Genomic DNA, 15,059 nt, shown 5'->3' on the forward strand with positions numbered 1-15,059 from the left:
GGTGACTGATCGGGACCCGGACGAGACGACCCCCTCCACCCACCAGCCCTCCGGGCAGGAGCCCCCGCCGCCGCCGTACGGGCAGCAGCCGCCGGTGTACGGGCAGGACCCCTGGTCGCAGCAGGGCTACCCGCAGCAGGGCTACCCCCCGCCGCAGCAGCCCTACGGCTACGCCCAGCCCGGCTACCCGCAGCCCGGCTACCCGGCGCCCGGCCCGACGATGCACCCCTCGGCCAACACCGCGCTGGTGCTCGGCATCGTGTCGCTGGCCGGCGGCCTGATGCTCTGCGGGCTCCCCCTGGTGGTGGGCCCCTTCGCCTGGTGGACCGGGCGCAGGGCCAAGCGTGAGATCGAGGCAGCACCGCACCAGTACTCCGGGGCCAGCGAGGCCGGGGCGGGCATGGTGCTGGGCATCGTCTCGACCGTGCTGCTGGGCCTGGCGCTGCTGGGGGCCGTGCTGTTCGTCGCGCTGCTCATCGTGGGCGCCTCCGCGCCGTAGACCCCGGCGCGGCGGGCGCTCAGGCCCCGTCGAGGTCGCAGCCCAGCAGCACCGGCTCGTTGACCAGCCGGATGCCGAAGCGCTGCTGCACGCCGTCGCGGACGTGGCGTGCCAGCACCAGCAGGTCGTCGGTCGAGGCCGCGCCGCGGTTGGTCAGCGCCAGGGTGTGCTTGGAGGAGAGCCGCGCCCGGCCGGTGCCGACGTCGGCGCCGTAGCCGCGGGCGAAGCCGGCGTGCTCGATCAGCCAGGCCGCGCTGGTCTTGACGCGCCCGTCGGGCTGCTCCCAGGCGGGGGCACCCTCGGGCAGGAGGGCGGCGTCGACGACGGGGTTGGTGAAGAACGAGCCCGCGCTCCAGGTGTCGTGGTCGTCGGCGTCGAGCACCATCCCCTTGCCGGCCCGCAGGCCCAGCACCGCCTCGCGCACCGCGGCGAGCGGCGCGCGGGCGCCGGGCTCGACCCCGAGCACGCGCGACAGCTCGCCGTAGCGCACCGGGGCGCCGAGGGTGCCGGTCGCGAGCTGGAAGGTCACCGAGAGCACCACGTGGCGCCCGGGCTCGGCCTTGAAGCGGGAGTGCCGGTAGGAGAAGTCGCAGTCGGCGTTGGCCAGGGTGCGGACCTGCCGGTCCCGGCGGTCGTAGGTGCGCACCGACGCGATCGTCTGGGACACCTCCTGGCCGTAGGCGCCGACGTTCTGCACCGGGGTGGCGCCGACGCTGCCGGGGATGCCCGACAGGGCCTCGATCCCGACCCAGCCGCGCTCGACGGCGGTGGCCACGAGCGCGTCCCAGTCCTCCCCCGCCGCCACCTCGACCAGGACGCCGCCGCAGGCGGCCTCCTCGCCGCCGGCCTGAATGTCGGGGGCCACCCCGCGGGTGGCCACCTCCACCACGGTGCCGGCGAAGCCCTCGTCGGCGACGACGAGGTTGCTGCCGCCGCCCAGGAGCAGGACCGGCTCGCCGGCCGCGTCGGCGTCGGCCACGGCGGCCACCAGGTCCTGCTCGGTCTCGGCGCGCACCCACCGGCGCGCGGGGCCGCCCAGGCGCAGCGTGGTGCGCTCGGCCAGCCGGGGGCCGGCCTGGCCGTCCGGGTCAGCCATCGACGCCCACCACGGCGCGGGGCATGCCGAGCACCTTCTGGCCCGCGCAGGTGACCTCCAGCGCGAGCGTGGCGCGGCCCTCCTCGACCGACTTGACGGTCGCGCCGACCACGACGACGACGCCGGTGTCGTCGTCGGGCACGACGACCGGGCTGGTGAACTTGCAGCCGATCTCGAGCACCGGGGCGCCCCCGGTCCACTCGGCGACGGCCCGCGCGGCGAGCGCCATCGTGTACATGCCGTGGGCGATGACGCCGGGCAGGCCGACCTGGGTGGCCACCCGCTCCGACCAGTGGATCGGGTTGAAGTCGCCGCTCGCGCCGGCGTAGCGGACCAGGTCGGCGCGGGTGACGACGTACTCCTGCGGCGCCAGGGCGGCGCCGGGCTCGAGGCTGCTCATGCCTGCTCCTCCGCTCGGTGCACCAGGGTGGCGCCGGCGGTGCAGACCAGCGCGCCGCTCTCGTCGTGGACCTCGCTGCGGGTGCCGATGATGTCGTTGCCGCCGATCTGGCGCAGCGAGGCCACGGTCAGGCTCGCGGTCAGCACGTCGCCGGCCACGACCGGGCGCTCGTAGGCGAAGCGCTGCTCACCGTGCACGATGCGGCGCAGCTCGACCTGCTCGGCCTCGAGGAAGGTGTTCATCGCCTCGAAGGCCAGCACGATGGGGAAGGTCGCCGGCGCGGGGCCGGACTCCCAGGTCGCTCCGGTGGCGGCCGCGAAGGTGCGCAGCCGCTCCTCGGTCACGGCGTACGGCCGGGTGGGTGGGAACGTGCGGCCGACGATCGAGGGGTCCAGCGCCATGTCTCCAACCTAGCGTCCGGGAACGACGAACGGCCCGCCCGGTGTCCCGGACGGGCCGCTCGCGACGAGCAGTGGAGCCGCTGGCCTCAGCGGGTCTCGCGGTGCGTGGTGTGCTGACGGCACCGGGGGCAGAACTTCGCCAGGTCCAGACGGTCGGGGTCGTTGCGGCGGTTCTTCTTGGTGATGTAGTTGCGCTCCTTGCACTCCGTGCAGGCGAGAGTGATCTTGGGGCGAACGTCGGAGCTCTTGGAGGCCACGGGGAAGTCCTTGCGTCGGTTCGAAAGTGCTGGGGTGTCGCTCGTCAGGTGCAGTAGCGGGAGCGGGACTCGAACCCGCGACACCACGATTATGAGTCGTGTGCTCTAACCACCTGAGCTACCCCGCCACGGGGCCGGGTCCGCCCGCCAGGATAGTCCGGCGGGCAACCCTCTCCCAGAGCCCCTTTACGGAATCGAACCGTAGACCTTCTCCTTACCATGGAGACGCTCTGCCGACTGAGCTAAAGGGGCAACGCGGAAGAAGATTACACACACCCCCCGGGGAGTGGAAATCGAGGGTGCGCGCTCTCGGTCACACCGGCTCTGACCTGCCCAGATGCGTGAACGGGCGGGCCTGCTCCAGCTCGAGCGACAGCTCGAGCAGGAGCGCCTCGCGCCCGTGCCCGGCGCTGAGCATCATGCCCAGCGGGAGGTCGTCCGCGGTGCGCGCCAGGGGCAGCGAGACCGCCGGGTCGCCGGTCGCGTTCTGCCACGGCGTGAAGGCCACCCACTCCTGGAGCCGCTCGATGACGCAGCCGTAGCCCAGGCCGGGGGCCAGGTGGCCCACCGGGGGCGTCGCGGTGGCCAGGGTCGGGCTCAGCAGCACGTCGTGGCGCTCGTGGAAACGCGCCGAGACCCCGGCCGTGCGCCGCAGCCGGGCCACTGCGCCGGGCAGCCGCGGGAGGTGGCGGCGTACGTGGTCGGCGAGGCCGTGGGTGAGCTCGTCGAGGCGGGTGCGGTCGAAGGTGCGCCCGTGCTGGCTGCGCCCGCCGACGACCGAGGCGGCGGCCAGCGAGCCCCAGTAGAGCAGGAAGTCGTCGGGGAACGACGCCGGCGCCGGGGCGGCGACCTCCTCGACGTGGTGGCCCAGCTCCTCGAGCAGGGCCGCCGTGCGCAGCGTCTGCTCGGCCACCTCGGGGCTGGCGCTGCGCCCGGCCCCCGACGTGGTGAACCCGATGCGCAGCCGCTGGCGGCCGGGGCGGGTGATGTCGCCCACCGGCGGCAGCGACAGGTCGCGGTAGACCTTCTCGGCCTCGCGCAGGAACGCCGCGGTGTCGCGCACCGAGCGGGTCAGCGCGCCGTCGCTGACGATGCGCACCGGCATCCGGCGCAGCAGCGCGTCCTGGGCCAGGCGGCCGCGGGTGGGCTTGAGGCCGACCAGCCCGGTGACCGAGGCCGGGATGCGGATCGAGCCGCCCCCGTCGTTGGCGTGCGCGATCGGCACGGCCCCGGCCGCCACCAGCGCGGCCGAGCCCGCCGACGACGCCCCGGCGGTGTGCCCGGTCCCCCACGGGTTGCGCACCGGGCCCAGGCGCGGGTGCTCGGCGGCCGCGTTCATGCCCAGCTCGGAGAGGCGGGTCTTGCCGAGGGCGACGAGGCCGGTGGCCAGGTACATGCGCGTCAGGTCACCGTCGCGGGCGGCCGGGCGGCCCACGAACGCGTCCGTGCCGTGCAGGGTCGGCATCCCCGCCACGTCGACGTTGTCCTTGACGAAGGTCGGCACCCCGGAGAAGAAGCCGCCCCGCGGCGCCGCCGCCTCGGCCCGGGCCCGCTCCCAGACCCGCCAGGCCACGGCCCCCAGCACGGGGTCGACGGCCTCGGTCCGGGCGATGGCGGCCTCCACCACCTCGGTCGCACCGACCGCGCCGGACGCGATCGCCTCCACGACGCCCACCGCGTCGAGGTGGCCCAGGGCGTCGTCGGTGACGGCGTGCACGCGCGAAGGGGTCTCGGGAGCCGGCATGGGGCCGAACCTAGCGGCGCGACCGCCCCGCGTCAGAGCATCAGCGCGACGAGGAGCGGCGCCACCAGGCTCGTGGCCAGCGCGGTCAGCCCCATCGCCAGGCCCGAGAAGGCGCCCTCGACCGGGTGGTCGACGATCATCCGGCCGGTGCCGATGCCGTGCGAGGCCGAGCCGACCGCGAGGCCGCGGGCGCGGTGGTCGCGGACCCGCAGCAGGCTCAGCACGGACGGACCGGCGACCGCGCCGAGGATGCCGGCCGTGATCGTCACCGCGGCGGTCAGCGGCGGCAGGCCGCCGAGGGTGTCGGACACGGCGATGGCGACCGGGGTCGTGGTGGCCTTGGGCGCCATGCTGCGCGCGAGCAGCTCGTCGCCGCCCAGCAGGCGCACCAGCCCGACCACGGACGTCACCGAGACCACGGCACCGGCCGTCACCGCCGTCAGCAGCGGCAGCACGAACCCGCGCAGCCGGGCCAGCTGGCGGTGCAGCGGCACGGCGAGCGCCACGGTGGCGGGGCCGAGGACGAAGGTGATCAGCGCCGTGTCGTCGGCGTACGACGCGTAGTCGACGTCGGTGAGCACGACCAGGGTCGCGACCAGCACGATCGCCACCAGCACGGGCTGGGCCAGGGGGTGGGCCCCCGTGCGGTCGCGCAGCCACAGGCCGAGCCGGTAGGCGGCGAGGGTGACGACCAGCCACAGCAGGGGCTGGTCGAGCAGGGCGCTCACGGGGCGCGGCCCGGGTCGGGGGCGTCGACGACGCGGGTGCGCCGGCCCAGGCGGTCGGCGAGCAGCCCGACCACCGCCAGGCCCAGGAACCACGACCCGACCAGCGCCACCAGCACGGCCACGAGGTCGTCGCGCAGCACACCGGCGTACGCCACGATGCCGACGCCCGCGGGCACGAGCAGCAGCTGCAGGTGCGGCAGCACCGCGTCGGCCGTGCGGTGCACGGGGCTGTCGTCGGGCGGGTCGCGCACGACCAGCACCACGAGCAGCAGCACCATGCCGACCACCGGACCGGGCACCGGCACGCCGGTCGCGTCGACGACCAGCTGGCCGACGAGCTGGCAGCCCAGGAGCCAGAGCAGTCCGGTCAGCACCGGCCCCTCACCGGCCCCGGCGGTGGCAGCCGACCAGGTGGGGGTCGAAGACCCCGATCGCCTCCATCAGCGCGAACATCGTGGTCGGGCCGACGAAGACGAAGCCGCGGCGCTTGAGCTCCTTGCTCAGCGCGAGCGACTCGGCCGAGGTGGTCTGCTGCTCGGCGGTCGTGGCCGGGGCCGGCGGGGCCGCGGGGGCGTGCGACCGCACCAGGGCCTCCAGACCCCCGTCGGCGCGCAGCGCCACGGTGGCCGCGGCGTTGACCAGCGCCGCCTCGATCTTGCGCCGGTTGCGCACGATGCGCGCGTCGGCCATCAGCCGCTCGACATCGCGGTCGTCGTACGACGCGACCCGCTCGGCGTCGAAGCCGGCGAACACCTCGCGGAAGGCGGGCCGCTTGGCCAGGATCGTCGCCCACGACAGGCCCGACTGGAACGCCTCGAGCGTCAACCGCTCGAGGTGGGCCCTCTCGCCGTGCACGGGCCGGCCCCACTCGGCGTCGTGGTAGTCGCGCATGGTGCTCGGCGCGGCGCCCGCCCACGGGCAGCGCGGCACGCCGTCGTCGGCGCCCACCACGGGCCCGACGCCTGCGCTCACCCGCGCTCCTTGAGACGCACGTGGGGCAGCGCCGGCGCCGGGATCGGGCGCGTGTGGTCGCCGGTGACGACCCCGAAGCGGCCCGGCGCGACCTGCTGGGCGTCGGCGACGACCTCGCCGTCGCGCTCGACCTGCGCCTGCCACTCCTCGCGGAAGCCCACGACCTCCTCGTGGCTGCGGCCCACGAAGTTCCACCACATCACGATCGACTCCCCCAGCGGGGTGCCGCCGAGCAGCAGCAGCCGCACCGGCTCGTCGCCGGCTACCAGCGTCGTGCTGCCCCGGCCCAGCGGCACGTGCGCGAGCTCGTGGGCCGCCACCGCGACCCCGTCGACCTGCACGGCGCCGAGGTCCACCAGCACGCCGTGCTCGTGGTCGGGGTCGACGTCGAGGTGCAGCGTCGCGAAGGGGTCTAGCAGCACCTCTGCCCCCACGAGCGGCGTGTGGGTGCGCACCGGGGAGCGCTGCCCCAGCAGGTCGCCGAGGAAGACGCGGGCCCGCCAGCCGACGCCCTCGACGGGCTCGGGCGCGTAGTGCTCGAAGCCGGGGTCGACGTGGCGGGTTGCGTCGGGGAGCGCGACCCACAGCTGGACGCCGTGCAGGGTGCCGGTGGTCGTGGTCGAGATCTCCGAGTGGCTGATGCCGCGCCCGGCCGTCATCAGGTTGAGCTCGCCGGGCCGCACGACCGCGTGGTGGCCGGCGCTGTCGCGGTGCTCGACCTCCCCGGTGAACAGCCAGCTGACCGTCTGCAGCCCGGTGTGCGGGTGCGGCGTGACCCGCATCCCGCCGGTGGCGCCGACGTCGTCGGGGCCGTAGTGGTCGATGAAGCACCACGCGCCGACCAGGGACCGGGAGCGCTGCGGGAGCGTGCGTCGTACGAGCATGCCGCGGGGGCCGCCGAGCGGCACCTCCCGGGGCGGCAGCACCTCGACCCCGGCCGCCGGGGGGCCCGGCGTGCAGGTGACCTCGTCGGGGTCCGGGTCGGGGTTGCTCACCCTCCCGAGACTAGCCGCCGACCCGGCCCATATCTCGCGCTGACCCGGCCCGAATCTCGCGTCGACCCGGCCCGGACCTGCACCGGCAGCGCTCTGGACCACCTCGCGAGCGGACCGGGCCGGGGCTAGGTTGACGCGGACCGGACGCACGCCAGCCCTCCCCTGCCAAGGAGTCCGCCATGTCGGTCAACCAGCCGCCGCCACCGCCGCCGCCGCCCGGAGAGGGGTACGGCGCTCCGCCGCCGGGACCGCCCGGAGGGCAGCCGGGAGGACCACCGGCCTGGTCGGTCGGCGAGGCCCTCGCCTACGGGTGGGCGAAGTTCCAGGCCAACGTCGCGCAGATCCTGCTCTCCGCGCTGGTCCTCGTCGTGGCCCTCGGGGTGGTCGGGGGCATCGGGGTCGGGCTGAGCGCCGCACTGACCAGCGACGCGGAGTGCGGGGTCGACGCCTCCGGCGAGTTCGTCTGCACCGACGGCACCGGCTTCGTGGCCTCGCTGGTGGTCAGCGCCCTGGTCAGCGCGCTGATGCTGCTCGTCGCGCTCGTGATCGGCGCCGGTCTCGTGCGCGCCAGCCTGGCGGTCACCGAGGGTCGGCCGTTCCTCTTCAGCGACGTGGTCCGCACCGACAAGCTCGGCCCGGTCGTCCTCGCCGCGCTCATCGTCTCGGCGCTGACCTTCATCGGCACCCTGCTGTGCTACCTGCCCGGGCTGGTGGTCGGCTTCGCGACGTCGTACACGATGTACTTCGTCATCGACCGCGACATGGGCGCGGTCGAGGCGATCGGGTCCAGCGTGCGGCTGGTCATCGACAACCTCGCCAACGCGCTCGTCTGGTACGTCGTCGGAGCCCTGGTCGCGGGCGCCGGCTTCCTCCTCTGCGGCGTCGGCGCGCTGGTCAGCGTGCCGGTCGTCCTGCTCGGCACGGCCTTCACCTACAAGCGCTTCACCCGCCAGGAGGTCGCGGCCTGAGCCGACCCGGCCCAGATCTCGCGCCGACCCGTCCCGAACTTCGCGTCGAGCCGGCGCAGATCTACACCAGGACCAGCCGGAGCCGCACCCGGTCGCCGACGTCGACGCCCTCGGCCCGGCGTACCTGGCTCTTGAGGGGCAGCACGAAACCGCGCGCTTTGTCGGGGAAGACCGAGGTGCGCCACGTGGTCGCGCCCAGCACGACCTCGACCCGCACCGAGCCGAAGCCGGAGCGCGGCCCGGCCAGCAGGCGTACGTCGTCGTCCACCTCGCCGGGCAGGGTCACGAACGCCCACGAGCCACCCTCGGCCAGCCAGACCTCGGCCTCGAACTCCCACGCCTCGCTCACCCGCCCATCATGCCGCGGGACCGGGCCGGGTCGACGCGACATTTGCGCCGGGTCAGCGCGAGATTTGGGCCGGGTCAGCGCGAGATTTGCGACGGGTCGGGGGTGGGGCTGGTCAGCGCAGGGCGGCGGCCTCGGCGGCGAGCTTCTCGATGCGGCCCCAGTCGCCGGACTCGACGGCGTCGCGGGGGGTGATCCAGGTGCCGCCGACGCAGCCGACGTTGGGCAGGGCCAGGTAGTCGGGGGCGGAGGCGACGGTGATGCCGCCGGTGGGGCAGAAGCGGGCGGCGGGCACCGGGGCCGAGATCGCGCGCAGCAGCGCCACTCCCCCGGACGCCTCGGCGGGGAAGAGCTTCATCTCGCTGACACCGGCCTCGAGCGCGGCGAGCACCTCGGAGACCGTGGCGGTGCCGGGCAGGAACGGCAGGCCGGTGCCGAGCATCGCCGCGAGCAGCCCGGGCGTGGCACCGGGCGAGACCAGGAACGACGCCCCGGCCTCGGCGGCCTGCTCGGCCTGGGCCGGCGTGGTGACGGTGCCGACGCCCAGGGCGATCTCGGGCACCTCGGCCGCGACGGCGCGCACCGCGTCGAGGGCCACGGGGGTGCGCAGGGTCAGCTCGATGACCGGCAGCCCGCCTGCGACCAGCGCGCGGGCCAGCGGGACCGCCTCGGCGACGGTCTCGACGGCGACGACCGGGATGACGGGCGCGAGGTCGAGCAGGGACTCAGACGTGCTGGGCAACGGGGGCCTCCTGGGCCGCGGGGAAGGGGAAGACGCTGGCGCCGGCGTCGGCCGGGCCCACGGTGCCACGGAACATGGCGAACAGCTCGCGACCGGTGCCGGCCAGGTCGGAGGCCGCCTCCGGGCGCTGGGCCGCGGGGCGCGCCAGCACCGTGTCGGGGTCGGCGACCGTGAGGGTGCCGGCCACGGCGTCGACGGTGACGACGTCGCCGTCGACGATGCGGGCCAGCGGCCCGCCGAGCGCCGCCTCGGGCGTGACGTGGATGGCGGCGGGCACCTTGCCGGAGGCCCCCGACATGCGGCCGTCCGTGACGATCGCGACCTTCTGGCCGCGGTCCTGCAGGACGCCGAGCGCCGGGGTGAGCTTGTGCAGCTCGGGCATCCCGTTGGCGGCCGGGCCCTGGTGGCGTACGACGGCGACGAGGTCGCGCCCGTCGAGCTCGTGGCGCTCGAAGGCGGCCAGCAGGTCGGCCTGGTCCTCGAAGACCACGGCCGGGGCGGTGACGACCCGGTGCTCACCGGCCACGGCGCTGGTCTTGATGACCGCGCGACCCAGCGGGCCGTCGAGCACCCGGAGCCCGCCGTCGGGGGCGAAGGGGTCGGTGGCGGGGCGCAGCACGTCGTGGTCGAGCGACTCGGTGGGGCCCTCGACCCAGGTCACCGTGCCGTCCTCGAGCAGCCGCGGCTCCTCGGTGTAGCGGCGCAGCCCCGGCCCGGCGACGGTCTGCACGTCCTCGTGCAGCAGCCCCGCGTCGAGCAGGGTGCGCACCAGGAACGGCATCCCGCCGGCGGCCTGGAAGTGGTTCACGTCGGCGGAGCCGTTGGGGTAGATCCGGCACAGCGACGGCACCACGGCCGACAGCTCCGACAGGTCGTCCCAGGTCAGGTCCACCCCGGCGGCGCGCGCGATGGCGACCAGGTGCAGCGTGTGGTTGGTCGAGCCGCCGCTGGCCAGCAGCGCGACGCAGGCGTTGACCAGCGAGCGCTCGTCGACGACGTCGCCGATCGCGGCCGGCTCGGCCGCGCCGCGGGCGATCGCGGTCACCCGGGCCGCCGCCGCGTCGGTGAGCGCCGAGCGCAGCGGGGTGCCGGGGTTGGGGAAGGAGGCGCCGGGCAGGTGCAGGCCCAGGACCTCCATCAGCAGCTGGTTGGAGTTGGCGGTGCCGTAGAAGGTGCAGGTGCCCGCCGAGTGGTACGACGCCGCCTCGGCCTCGAGGAGCTCCTCGCGGGTGGCCAGGCCCTCGGCGTAGCGCTGGCGCACCGCGGCCTTCTCCTTGTTGCCCAGCCCCGAGGCCATCGGCCCGGCCGGCACGAACACGGTCGGCAGGTGCCCGAAGGACAGCGCCCCGATCAGCAGGCCCGGCACGATCTTGTCGCAGACGCCGAGCATCATCGCGGCGTCGAACATGTCGTGGGAGAGCCCGATCGCCGTCGACATCGCGATCACGTCGCGGCTGTGCAGCGAGAGCTGCATGCCGGCGCGGCCCTGGGTGATGCCGTCGCACATGGCGGGCACGCCGCCGGCGACCTGGGCGATGCCGCCGGCGCGGATCACGGCCTTCTTGAGCTGGCGCGGGTAGGTCTCGAACGGCTGGTGCGCCGAGAGCATGTCGTTGTAGCTGGTGACGATGGCCAGGTTGGGCTTGACCGTGCCGCGCAGCGCCTCCTTGTCGGCCGGCTCGGCGGCGGCGAAGCCGTGCGCCAGGTTGGCGCAGGCCAGACGGGTGCGGGCCGGGCCGGCCTGGGCCGCGGCGCGGTTGCGCTCGACGTACACCGCGCGAGTGGCGGCGCTGCGGGCCACGACGCGCTCGGTGACGGCCGCGACGACGGGGTGGATCTCGATGGGGGTGCTCACTGGTCGGTCTCCTGCCAGGCTCGGCCGTCACGCTCCAGGAGCGCCGCGGCGGCGTACGGGCCGGGGGTCCCGGCGGGGTAGCGGCGCGGCCGCTCGGACGAGTCGGCCCAGCGGGCCAGGACGGGCTCGACCCACGACCACGCGGCCTCGACCTCGTCGCGGCGCATGAAGAGGGTCGGGTTGCCGCGGATGACGTCCATCAGCAGCCGCTCGTAGGCCTCGGGCGAGCGCTGGTCGAAGGCGTCGGCGTAGGAGAGGTCGAGTGAGACCGGGCGCAGGCGGATGCCGCCGGGGCCGGGCTCCTTGGCCGTCAGGTGCAGGCGCATGCCCTCGTCGGGCTGCACGCAGATGTGCAGGCGGTTGGGGGTGGTCGCGCCCTCCGAGCCCGGGAACATCGCGTGCGGCGGCTCCTTGAAAACCACGACGATCTCGGAGACGCGGCGGTCCATCCGCTTGCCGGTGCGCAGGTAGAACGGCACCCCGGCCCAGCGCCAGTTGCGCACCTCGGCCTTGAGCGCCACGAAGGTCTCGGTCCACGAGTCGGGCGCGTCCTGCGGGTCGGGGCCGGCCAGGTCGTCGGCGTACGACGGCACCGGGCCCTCGGCGGTCAGCCCGGCGGCGTACTGGCCGCGCACGGTGTCGCGGTCGACGTCCTCGGGGGCCATCGGCTTGAGCGCCTGGAGCACCTTGAGCTTCTCGTCGCGCACGTTCTCGCGGCCGACGTACGTCGGGGGCTCCATGGCCACCAGGCACAGCAGCTGGAGCAGGTGGTTCTGCACCATGTCGCGCAGCGCGCCGGCGTGGTCGTAGTAGCCGCCGCGGCCGCCGACACCGACGGTCTCGGCGACGGTGATCTGCACGTGGTCGACCCAGCGCGAGCTCCACAGCGGCTCGAGGAAGGTGTTGGCGAAGCGGGTGACCAGCAGGTTCTGGACGCTCTCCTTGCCCAGGTAGTGGTCGATGCGGAAGATCTGGCGCTCCTCGAAGACCTGCCCGACCGCGTCGTTGACCTCGCGCGCGGAGGCCAGGTCGTGACCGATCGGCTTCTCCATCACCACCCGGGCGCGCTCGTCGACGACGTCGATCTCGGCGAGGCGCTCGCAGGTGGGCCCGAAGAGCCGCGGGGCGACGGCGAGGTAGAACACCCGGACCGTCTCGTCGGCGTGCTCACGGTCCTTGAGCAGGTCGTGCAGCAGGTGCCAGCCCTCGCTGGAGCCGGCGTCGAGGCACAGGTGGTGGCAGCGCTCGAGCAGCCGCTCGACCGCCGCGGGGTCGAGGTGCTCGGGCGCCAGGTACGTCTCGAGGCCGGCGCGCACCTCGGCGCGGTAGCCGTCGTCGTCGATCTCGGAGCGCGAGACGCCGATGATGCGCGTGTCGGGGGGCAGGTGGCCCTCGAGGTCGCGGTGGTAGAGCGCAGGCAGGATCTTGCGCATCGCCAGGTCACCGGTGCCGCCGAAGACGGTGAAGTCGCACGCCTGGGGGAGCGTCGCCGCGACGTCGGAAGAGGTCATGGGTCAACAGTGACAAAGACTTTGGATCGTTACAAGCCCTCTTCCGATTGTTTCGGGCAAAAGTCGGTGCTGTAATCGCCAGATGACTGAGCGCAGCCCCGGCTCCACCGCCGGCGACCTCCTCACCCTGGTGCGCACCGGCCAGGCCGGCACCCGCGCGGACCTGGTGCGCCTGAGCGGGCTCTCGCGCGGCGCGGTCACCGCGCGCCTGGGCGCCCTGCTCGCCGCCGGGCTGCTGGTCGAGGGCGGCGAGCGCACCTCGACCGGCGGCCGGCCCGCGGGCGCGCTGGCGCTCGACCCCGACGCCGCGGTCGTCCTCGCCATCGCGGTCGGCCGCTCCCGCAGCCAGGTCGGCGTCTTCGACCTCGCCGGGCGCGAGATCAGCAGCGACACCCGCGACCACGAGCCCGGCATCGCCGCCTCCGAGCTGATGCCCGACGTGGTGGCCCGCCTGGGCCGGTTGCTCGAGGGGACCACTCCCCCCGTCGTCGGGGTGGGGATGAGCCTGCCCGGCAGCGTCGACCCGGCCCGCGGCACCAGCGTCGACGCGCCCGTGCTGAAGGGCTGGGACGGCGTCGACCTGGCGTCGTACGTCGCCACGCTGACCGACGCGCCGCTGCACCTCGACAACGACACCGCCGCCCTGACCCGCTCGGAGCTCTTCGGCCGGGTGCCGGCCGCGGCGACCATGCTGGTGGTCAAGGCCTCGACCGGCCTGGGGATGGGCCTGGTCGCGGACGGGCGGATCGTGGGCGAGCGCCGCGGCACCACCGGCGAGCTGGGCCACACGCGGGTCGACGTGGCCGGCGACCTGCTGTGCCGCTGCGGCGCGACCGGCTGCCTCGAGACCGTCGCGGGCGGGTGGGCGCTGGTGGGGAAGCTGCAGGAGGCCGGCATCGAGGCCCGCCACGTGCGCGACCTGGTCGCCCTCGCCCTCGACGGCGACCCGCTCGCGCGCAACCTGCTGCGCGAGGCAGGGCGCCAGCTCGGCGAGGTGCTCACCGTCGCGGTCAACCTGCTGCACCCCGAGGCCGTCGTCGTCGGCGGCGACATGGGCGCGGCCTTCGACCTCTACACCGCGGGCGTGCGCGAGAGCCTCTACTCCCGCGCCCACCCCGGCGCGGTGCGCGACCTGCGCTTCCTGCCCGCCGCCCACGGCGAGGCCGCGGGCCTGCTCGGCTGCGCCGCCCTGGCCATCGACGCGGCCCTGTCCCCCGCGGCCGTCGACGCCCACCTGCGCACCCGCCGCTGACGCACGAGCGGTCACTTCCGCACCACCCAGCAGTCAGTTCCGCACCTCCGGTCGGTGCGAAAGTGACCGGTCGGTGGTGCGAAAGTGACCGCTCGGCCGTCAGAGGCGGCGCCCGGCCCAGCTGAAGGGGTAGTCGGGGTCCTCGACCGCCAGGGCGGCCTCGCCGAGCTCGAGGGGGGCGAAGGTGTCGACCATGACGGCCGACTCCTCGAAGGCCTCCGCGCCCAGCGAGGCCTCGATGGCGGCGGGCTGGGGGCCGTGGGCGTGGCCGCCGGGGTGCAGCGAGACCGAGCCCAGCCCGATGCCCGAGCCCTTGCGGGCCTCGTAGTCGCCGGCGACGTAGAACATCACCTCGTCGGAGTCGACGTTGGAGTGGTAGTAGGGCACCGGGATCGCCAGCGGGTGGTAGTCGACCTTGCGGGGCAGGAAGTTGCAGACCACGAAGTTGTGGCCCTCGAAGACCTGGTGCACCGGCGGCGGCTGGTGGACCTTGCCGGTGATCGGCATGTAGTCGTCGATGTTGAAGGTGTAGGGGTAGAGGCAGCCGTCCCAGGCGACCACGTCGAAGGGATGGGTGTCGTAGACCATCCGGGTGCCGACCACGCCGGCCGACGTGCGGTGCTTGACGAGCACCTCGACGTCGCGCCCCTCGGCCAGCAGCGGCTCGGCGGGGCCGTGCAGGTCGCGCTCGCAGTACGGCGCGTGCTCGAGCAGCTGCCCGTAGCGCGAGAGGTAGCGCCTCGGCGGGGCGACGTGGCTGTTGGCCTCGATGGCGTAGAGCCGGCTCGGCTCGGCGGGCAGCCACCGGTGCGTGGTCGCCCGCGGCACCACCACGTAGTCGCCGGCGCGGTAGGCCACCGCCCCGAAGACGGTCTCGACGACCCCGCTGCCGGCCTCGACGAAGACGCACTCGTCGCCGATGGCGTTGCGGTAGAGCGGGGAGGCGTCGGTGCCGGTGACGACGTAGGCGATGCGCACGTCGTTGTTGCCGAGCACCAGGCGGCGCCCGGTGACCGCGTCGGGACCGGTCTCGAGCGCGTGCAGGCGCAGGTGGCGCGGTGCGAGCGGGTGGTTGGGGGTGCGGGTCTGGTCGGGCAGCTCCCAGACCTCGGTCGCCACGAGCGCCGAGGGCACGCCGCGGTGGTAGAGCAGGGAGGAGTCGGAGGAGAAGCCCTCCTCCCCCATCAGCTCCTCGCGGTAGAGCGCCCCCTCGGAGTCGCGCAGCTGGGTGTGGCGCTTGCCCGGCACCTCGCCGAGCCGTCGGTAGTAGGCCACCGGCCGTCTCCTCACTGT

17 protein-coding genes and 2 tRNA genes are annotated in these 15,059 nt (G+C 74.6%); 3 read left to right on the forward strand and 16 right to left on the reverse strand.

Annotated features, from left to right (window positions below; translation table 11 throughout):
- Position 1 precedes the first annotated feature (1 nt).
- Positions 2-499, forward strand: a complete 498-nt coding sequence (locus tag OCU29_RS08885; RefSeq protein ID WP_261819631.1) for a hypothetical protein — start codon at positions 2-4, stop codon at positions 497-499.
- Positions 500-518: 19 nt separating this feature from the next.
- Here OCU29_RS08885 and OCU29_RS08890 read toward each other — a convergent pair whose 3' ends face one another.
- From OCU29_RS08890 to OCU29_RS08940, 11 genes are all read right to left on the reverse strand, one after another.
- The gene (locus tag OCU29_RS08890; protein WP_261819632.1) at positions 519-1,595 is read right to left on the reverse strand and encodes a UDP-N-acetylmuramate dehydrogenase; all 1,077 of its coding nucleotides are present in this window, start codon (positions 1,593-1,595) and stop codon (positions 519-521) included.
- The gene (locus OCU29_RS08895; protein ID WP_261819633.1) at positions 1,588-1,995 is read right to left on the reverse strand and encodes a MaoC/PaaZ C-terminal domain-containing protein; all 408 of its coding nucleotides are present in this window, start codon (positions 1,993-1,995) and stop codon (positions 1,588-1,590) included. Before OCU29_RS08895 ends, OCU29_RS08890 begins: the two co-directional genes overlap by 8 nt.
- Positions 1,992-2,396 (reverse strand): MaoC family dehydratase N-terminal domain-containing protein, encoded by a 405-nt coding sequence (locus OCU29_RS08900; protein ID WP_261819634.1) that lies wholly within the window; start codon positions 2,394-2,396, stop codon positions 1,992-1,994. The genes OCU29_RS08895 and OCU29_RS08900 overlap by 4 nt, the downstream gene beginning before the upstream one ends.
- 86 nt (positions 2,397-2,482) lie before the next feature.
- A complete protein-coding gene (gene rpmG / locus OCU29_RS08905) occupies positions 2,483-2,653 on the reverse strand; it encodes a 50S ribosomal protein L33 (protein WP_179614404.1) in 171 nt (56 codons plus the stop codon).
- A gap of 54 nt (positions 2,654-2,707) precedes the next feature.
- Positions 2,708-2,781: transfer RNA gene (locus OCU29_RS08910), tRNA-Met, on the reverse strand.
- 51 nt (positions 2,782-2,832) lie between these two features.
- Positions 2,833-2,905: transfer RNA gene (locus OCU29_RS08915), tRNA-Thr, on the reverse strand.
- Between the two features lie 61 nt (positions 2,906-2,966).
- Positions 2,967-4,397: an amidase gene (locus OCU29_RS08920; protein WP_261819635.1), complete on the reverse strand. Its 1,431-nt coding sequence runs from the start codon at positions 4,395-4,397 to the stop codon at positions 2,967-2,969.
- A gap of 32 nt (positions 4,398-4,429) precedes the next feature.
- Positions 4,430-5,125: an LrgB family protein gene (locus tag OCU29_RS08925; protein WP_261819636.1), complete on the reverse strand. Its 696-nt coding sequence runs from the start codon at positions 5,123-5,125 to the stop codon at positions 4,430-4,432.
- A complete protein-coding gene (locus OCU29_RS08930; RefSeq protein WP_261819637.1) occupies positions 5,122-5,499 on the reverse strand; it encodes a CidA/LrgA family protein in 378 nt (125 codons plus the stop codon). The genes OCU29_RS08925 and OCU29_RS08930 overlap by 4 nt, the downstream gene beginning before the upstream one ends.
- Before the next feature lie 7 nt (positions 5,500-5,506).
- Positions 5,507-6,097, reverse strand: coding sequence for a DNA-3-methyladenine glycosylase I (locus OCU29_RS08935; protein ID WP_261819638.1), 591 nt, complete (start codon positions 6,095-6,097; stop codon positions 5,507-5,509).
- Positions 6,094-7,092, reverse strand: coding sequence for a pirin family protein (locus OCU29_RS08940; RefSeq protein ID WP_261819639.1), 999 nt, complete (start codon positions 7,090-7,092; stop codon positions 6,094-6,096). The genes OCU29_RS08935 and OCU29_RS08940 overlap by 4 nt, the downstream gene beginning before the upstream one ends.
- Positions 7,093-7,271: 179 nt before the next feature.
- Between OCU29_RS08940 and OCU29_RS08945 the strand changes: the two genes are divergently transcribed.
- Complete coding sequence (locus OCU29_RS08945; protein WP_179614408.1) at positions 7,272-8,060, forward strand: hypothetical protein; 789 nt, start codon at positions 7,272-7,274, stop codon at positions 8,058-8,060.
- A gap of 61 nt (positions 8,061-8,121) precedes the next feature.
- On the opposite strand, the gene OCU29_RS08950 is transcribed toward OCU29_RS08945, so the two are convergent.
- The 4 genes from OCU29_RS08950 to zwf form a co-directional block, all read right to left on the reverse strand.
- Entirely contained in the window at positions 8,122-8,409 is a 288-nt protein-coding gene (locus tag OCU29_RS08950) for a DUF1905 domain-containing protein (RefSeq protein ID WP_261819640.1), read from the reverse strand.
- A 112-nt stretch (positions 8,410-8,521) separates the two neighbouring features.
- Entirely contained in the window at positions 8,522-9,148 is a 627-nt protein-coding gene (gene eda / locus OCU29_RS08955) for a bifunctional 4-hydroxy-2-oxoglutarate aldolase/2-dehydro-3-deoxy-phosphogluconate aldolase (RefSeq protein WP_179614410.1), read from the reverse strand.
- A complete protein-coding gene (gene edd / locus OCU29_RS08960) occupies positions 9,132-10,985 on the reverse strand; it encodes a phosphogluconate dehydratase (RefSeq protein WP_368858980.1) in 1,854 nt (617 codons plus the stop codon). Before edd ends, eda begins: the two co-directional genes overlap by 17 nt.
- 14 nt (positions 10,986-10,999) lie before the next feature.
- Positions 11,000-12,514 (reverse strand): glucose-6-phosphate dehydrogenase, encoded by a 1,515-nt coding sequence (gene zwf / locus OCU29_RS08965; RefSeq protein ID WP_261819642.1) that lies wholly within the window; start codon positions 12,512-12,514, stop codon positions 11,000-11,002.
- 82 nt (positions 12,515-12,596) lie between these two features.
- Between zwf and OCU29_RS08970 the strand changes: the two genes are divergently transcribed.
- A complete protein-coding gene (locus OCU29_RS08970; RefSeq protein WP_261819643.1) occupies positions 12,597-13,766 on the forward strand; it encodes an ROK family protein in 1,170 nt (389 codons plus the stop codon).
- A 99-nt stretch (positions 13,767-13,865) separates the two neighbouring features.
- Here OCU29_RS08970 and OCU29_RS08975 read toward each other — a convergent pair whose 3' ends face one another.
- Positions 13,866-15,041 carry a homogentisate 1,2-dioxygenase gene (locus tag OCU29_RS08975; RefSeq protein ID WP_261819644.1) on the reverse strand — a complete coding sequence of 392 codons (1,176 nt, stop codon included), beginning with the start codon at positions 15,039-15,041 and terminating at the stop codon, positions 13,866-13,868.
- Positions 15,042-15,059: the final 18 nt, after the last annotated feature.

The organism is Nocardioides sp. OK12, assembly GCF_024341885.1.
GTDB lineage: Bacteria > Actinomycetota > Actinomycetes > Propionibacteriales > Nocardioidaceae > Nocardioides > Nocardioides marinisabuli.

Coding starts and splice junctions, on each gene's coding strand:
- OCU29_RS08890 (WP_261819632.1), bottom strand. CDS start 1,595: ATGGCTGACCCGGACGGCCAGGCCGGCCCCCGGCTGGCCGAGCGCACC.
- OCU29_RS08895 (WP_261819633.1), bottom strand. CDS start 1,995: ATGAGCAGCCTCGAGCCCGGCGCCGCCCTGGCGCCGCAGGAGTACGTC.
- OCU29_RS08900 (WP_261819634.1), bottom strand. CDS start 2,396: ATGGCGCTGGACCCCTCGATCGTCGGCCGCACGTTCCCACCCACCCGG.
- OCU29_RS08920 (WP_261819635.1), bottom strand. CDS start 4,397: ATGCCGGCTCCCGAGACCCCTTCGCGCGTGCACGCCGTCACCGACGAC.
- OCU29_RS08945 (WP_179614408.1), top strand. CDS start 7,272: ATGTCGGTCAACCAGCCGCCGCCACCGCCGCCGCCGCCCGGAGAGGGG.
- zwf (WP_261819642.1), bottom strand. CDS start 12,514: ATGACCTCTTCCGACGTCGCGGCGACGCTCCCCCAGGCGTGCGACTTC.
- OCU29_RS08970 (WP_261819643.1), top strand. CDS start 12,597: ATGACTGAGCGCAGCCCCGGCTCCACCGCCGGCGACCTCCTCACCCTG.